The sequence below is a fragment of the Micromonospora sicca genome (assembly GCF_003172935.1).
Lineage (GTDB): Bacteria > Actinomycetota > Actinomycetes > Mycobacteriales > Micromonosporaceae > Micromonospora > Micromonospora sicca.
Map to the genome: position 1 here is coordinate 1 of NZ_QGKS01000071.1, position 4,576 is coordinate 4,576.

Here is a 4,576-nt window from a genome sequence, read left to right on the forward strand (position 1 = left end):
CGTCGGTCACCTCCACCATGATCGTGCCGGACGGCAGACGCCGAGCGGGCACCGGCATGGTCCCCTCCCGGAACCAGCGGTACGCGGTCTGCGGGTGCACACCGTTACGGCGCGCCCACTCGGCAAGTTTCACAGAACGATACTAACACTCATATATTCGTATGTTTGATCACGGGAGAGTGAGCAGTTGTCAGCCCCCGCTGTGCGAGCTGGTACTCATGCCGGCGATGGCGTTCGCCGCGCTGCGCTGGGGACGCGGCACGGTGTTCCTGGCAGGCGGTGCCGCGAGCGTGGCCTACTACGGCGGCCTCGTCGTCGTCACCACACCCGGGCAGTTGCTGCTGCTGCAGATCGGCTACGCGCTGTTCGGTGCCGCCACGGTCATGGTCGGCATCGACCTGGCGCAGCGGTTGATGGTGGGACGTGCCGGCAGGGCGACCTCGATCTACCTCAGTCACGAGAACGTGGCGGCGATCAATGGGAGTCTCGTGGCGACGGTGTCCGTTGCCACGCTGGGACCTCAGGTCGGCTTCCTCGTCCCGGCAACGCTGTGTCTGGTAGCGCTCGCGTCAGCCACGTGGGCGTTCACCCGCCATCCCGAGGCCTTCGACCTCCGCCGCGGGCCACCGCGCGTGCGGCGGCCCTGACATCCGCTCCGGGCCGGGTTGAAGGTCGAGCTCAGCCGGCCCGCACCATCACGCTGTCCAGCCGAGCCAGGCGTCACCGGCCGAGACGACCGCCAGCCAGATCAGCACGGCCGCCAGCGGCACCAACGGCACGAGCGCCGGCCGCCGGCGAAGGAGCCGGATCGCCACCGCGAGGAGCACAAGCCAGACCCCCAGTAGCCCGGCGACCGCCCCGGCCGGGGCGACCAACCCACTCGCCGCGTACCAGATTCCCAGGGCCAGGTGTGCGGCCAGGCCGAGCCACCCCACCACGCGCGCCGTCTGCATCCGTCCATGGTCCGGCATCGGCCGCTCGCCGGGTCGACGCCGAGCGTCGGGCCGGGCCGGGGGTCGGCACAGGCGACCCCGCCCCCTTGGTGACGCAGCTCACCCTCACCGCCGAGACCACGCTTCCGGCCCGTACGAATGCCGCAGAGCGTGCGGCACAAGGACGAGACCGGCGGCCGGGCTTGCGGCGGTTTGTCCGCCGAGCGTCGCCGTGGAGGATGGCTCCTGCGGGTACTTACAGAACCCTTAACCCCGGCCTGCCACGGTGTGCCGGACGACGAGGAACCACGGGGAGCGGAAGCGTGCGGGTGCTGGTGGCGGACGACGAGCGGTTGCTGGCGGACACGGTCGCCGAGGGGCTGCGGCGCCTCTCGATGGCCGTCGACGTCTGCTACGAAGGCGACGGCGCGCTGGAGCGGATCAAGGTGAACCGGTACGACGTGGCGGTGCTGGACCGGGACATGCCCGGGCAGACCGGCGACGAGGTGTGCCGGAGCATCGCCGGGTCCGACGTCGGTACCCGGGTGCTGCTGCTCACCGCGGCCGCCGGGATCCGGGACCGGGTGGAGGGGCTCGGCCTGGGCGCGGACGACTACCTGACCAAGCCGTTCGCCTTCGCCGAGCTGGTGGCCCGGGTGCAGGCCCTCGGCCGGCGGTCCGCGCCGGCCGTGCCACCGGTGCTGGAACAGCGCGGCGTGGTGCTGGACGTCGCTCGGCACACCGCCACCCGGGACGGTCGCGCCCTCGGCCTGAGCCCCAAGGAGTTCGCCGTGCTGCACGTCCTGATGCGCGCGGGCGGCCGGGTGGTGAGCGCGGAGGAGCTGCTGGAGCAGGCCTGGGACGAGTTCGCCGACCCGTTCACCAACGCCGTGCGGGTCACCGTGATGACCCTGCGCAAGAAGCTCGGCGAGCCCGCGATCATCCATACCGTGCCCAAGGCCGGCTACCGGATCGGCAGCCCGGCGTGAACTGGACCCCCCGTCGCCGCATCCTGCTCGTCGGCGTGCTCGCCCTGCTCGTCGGGTACTCCCTGCCCGGCCTGGCGAAGCAGCTGCTGGGCGCCGTGTGGGTACGCGGCCAGCAGTTCTGCGACGTGCCGCTGCCCGGGCTGCAGCAGGCCTGCAGCCTGGCGCGGCCGGCCGCCGAAGGGCTGCTGGCGCTGGGCCTGCCGCTGGTGTTCCTGGTCGCCGTGGCGGCGCTGGCGTGGGCCACCCTGTGGTGCCTGCGCCCGGTGCGCGACCTCGCCGAGCCGATCGCGCACGTCGGGCCGCAGAACCTCGGCCACCGGATCCGACCCCGGGGGCGCGACGAGCTGGCCCGGCTCGCCCGGGCGATCGACGAGATGATGGAGCGCATCGCCGCCGGCTACGAGGGGCAGCGGCGGTTCGCCGCGAACGCCTCGCACGAGCTGCGCACGCCGCTGGCCGTGCAGCGGACGCTGATCGAGGTCGGCCTGGGCCGGGCGGCCACCGAAGACCAGCTGGAGCTGCTGACCGCCCAGCTGCTGGAGACCAACGAACGCAACGAGCGGCTCATCGACGGGCTGCTCGCGCTCAGCGAGAGCGACCAGGGGCTGCGCTCGAGTACGCCGCAACGGCTCGACGAGATCGTCACCGGCGTACTGGCCGCGTACCAGGACCGGACGACGCAGGCCGGCGTGACCGTCGAGTGCCGCCTCGATCCCCGCGTCGTGCTGGGCGAGCGGGTGCTGCTGGAACGCCTGGTGACGAACCTGGTGGAGAACGCGATCAAGTACAACCGGCTCGGCGGCACCCTCACCGTCACGGTCGGCGGCGATCCGGCGCTGAGCGTGGTCAACACCGGCCAGGTGGTGCCGGCCGAGGCGGTGCCGGGCCTGTTCGAGCCGTTCCGACGCCTGGCCCGGGACCGCACCAACCAGGGCGGGGGCGCTGGCCTCGGCCTCGCCATCGCCCGCTCGATCACCCAGGCACACGACGGCATCATCGCGGCCCGACCCGCCGAGTACGGCGGCCTTCGGGTCGACGTCCACCTGCCCGCCTCGCACTGACCCGGCCGACCCGCCAACACACCACCCACCTTCCCCGGGATCCGCGTACCGCGGCATCCCCACCTCCGGCATGCCCGGAAACCGACCCGTCCCCCATCCGGGACCCGGAACCTGCGCTGCCCGGAGCCGGAGAGGAGAGCACCGTGACGACCCGTACGGACCCGACCGCGACGACGGCGGCGGTCGCCCCGACGCCGGCGGACCGCGTGGTGTGGGCCGACGTGGCCAAGGGCGCCTGCATCGTCCTCGTGGTGCTCTGGCACGTCGTGGTCAAGGACTACCTCCAGATCGACTGGCGGGTCGGCCTGCCGGTGCCGGGCGCCTGGGGGCTGTTCGGGGAGCAACTGCTGCCGCTGCGGATGCCGCTGTTCTTCACCATCTCCAGGATCTTCGCGGCGAACGCCGTCACCCGGCCGTGGGGGGGTCGCCGGCCGCCCCCGGGTCGCCCGGCTGCTCTACCTGTACGCCGTCTGGCTGCTGATCCACACCGCCGTGCTGGCCCTTGCCCCGGGCTTCCCGACCGACCGAACCACCAGCGTCGCAATCGAAGGAGACCCGATGTCACGCACAGATCCCCCGACGCCGGCCGGCCCGACCAGGGCCGACGTCGAGGACGCCGCCCGGTGGTTGTCCGGCCGGGTGGTGCACACCCCCGTGCTGCGCTCCCCGGCGATCGACCGGCTGGCCGGCGCCCGGGTCCTGATGAAGGCGGAGAACCTGCAAGCCGGCGGCTCGTACAAGATGCGCGGCGCGCTGCTCGCGGTCGGCCGGCTCGCCGCCGCCGGGCATGCCGGGGTGGTCGCCCAGAGCACCGGCAACCACGCGGTGGCGGTGTCGCTGGCGGCCCGCCGGCACGGGTTGACGGCCACCGTGGTGCTGCCGGTCGACGCGGCGGCGACCAAGGTGGCCCGGGCCCGGGCGGCCGGCGCGCGGGTCGTGCTCGCCGGCACCACCGTCGAGGAACGGCTCGCGGTGGCCCGCCAGGTCAGCGACGCCACCGGGCACCGGCTGATCGACGCGTACGACCACCCGGACGTCATCGCCGGGCAGGGCACCGCGAGCCTGGAGTTGATCGCCGAGGCCGAACGGGCCGGCACCCCGCTGGACGCGCTGGTGGTGCCGGTCGGCGGTGGCGGCGGGGTCGCGGGGGCCTGCCTGGCCGCGTCCGGCAGCGAGATCGACGTGTACGGGGTCGAGCCGGGCGGCTGCGACTCGCTGGCCCGCAGCCTGGCGGCCGGCCGGCGGGTCCCGGTCGCACCGGGGCCCACGATCGCCGACGGGCTGCGGCCGTCCTGCGTGGGTGAGCTGCCGTTCGCCGTGCTGCGCGACGGCGTGCGGGGCGTGGTGCGGGTCGACGACGAGGAGATCGCCGAGGCGTTCCGGCTGCTGCTGCTGGAGCTGAAGGTGCTCGCCGAGCCGTCCGGGGCGGCCGGCCTGGCCGGCGCGTTGCGCCTCGCGGCCGGCGGGGGCGGTGCGGAGACGGGCGCTGTGGCCGGGCTCGACGTGGCCGGCGTGGGCGGGTTCGCGGCGAGCCACGTGGGCGGGCGCGAAACGGCCGGGGTGGGCCGGCGGAGGTACCGGACGGGCGGCGGCG

At 74.0% G+C, this 4,576-nt stretch carries 5 protein-coding genes and 1 pseudogene; 4 read left to right on the forward strand and 2 right to left on the reverse strand.

Annotated features, from left to right (window positions below; translation table 11 throughout):
• Positions 1 to 133: pseudogene (locus DKT69_RS01980) on the reverse strand (IS607-like element ISCARN56 family transposase); the annotation flags it as partial.
• Positions 134 to 218: 85 nt separating this feature from the next.
• Between DKT69_RS01980 and DKT69_RS01985 the strand changes: the two are divergent.
• Positions 219 to 647 carry an MFS transporter gene (locus DKT69_RS01985; protein ID WP_146230962.1) on the forward strand — a complete coding sequence of 143 codons (429 nt, stop codon included), beginning with the start codon at positions 219 to 221 and terminating at the stop codon, positions 645 to 647.
• Between the two features lie 48 nt (positions 648 to 695).
• On the opposite strand, the gene DKT69_RS01990 is transcribed toward DKT69_RS01985, so the two are convergent.
• Complete coding sequence (locus DKT69_RS01990; protein WP_109799897.1) at positions 696 to 953, reverse strand: hypothetical protein; 258 nt, start codon at positions 951 to 953, stop codon at positions 696 to 698.
• Between the two features lie 302 nt (positions 954 to 1,255).
• Between DKT69_RS01990 and DKT69_RS01995 the strand changes: the two genes are divergently transcribed.
• The 3 genes from DKT69_RS01995 to DKT69_RS02005 all read left to right on the forward strand — a co-directional run.
• Positions 1,256 to 1,921 carry a response regulator transcription factor gene (locus DKT69_RS01995; protein ID WP_109799898.1) on the forward strand — a complete coding sequence of 222 codons (666 nt, stop codon included), beginning with the start codon at positions 1,256 to 1,258 and terminating at the stop codon, positions 1,919 to 1,921.
• Positions 1,918 to 2,982, forward strand: coding sequence for a sensor histidine kinase (locus tag DKT69_RS02000; protein ID WP_109799899.1), 1,065 nt, complete (start codon positions 1,918 to 1,920; stop codon positions 2,980 to 2,982). The genes DKT69_RS01995 and DKT69_RS02000 overlap by 4 nt, the downstream gene beginning before the upstream one ends.
• A 558-nt stretch (positions 2,983 to 3,540) precedes the next feature.
• Positions 3,541 to 4,576: threonine ammonia-lyase (locus DKT69_RS02005; protein WP_236647281.1), on the forward strand; the 1,036-nt coding region annotated here is incomplete at its 3' end.

Excerpts from the sequence above, each read along its gene's own strand:
- DKT69_RS01990 (WP_109799897.1), bottom strand. The coding sequence starts at position 953 with ATGCAGACGGCGCGCGTGGTGGGGTGGCTCGGCCTGGCCGCACACCTG.
- DKT69_RS01985 (WP_146230962.1), top strand. The coding sequence starts at position 219 with ATGCCGGCGATGGCGTTCGCCGCGCTGCGCTGGGGACGCGGCACGGTG.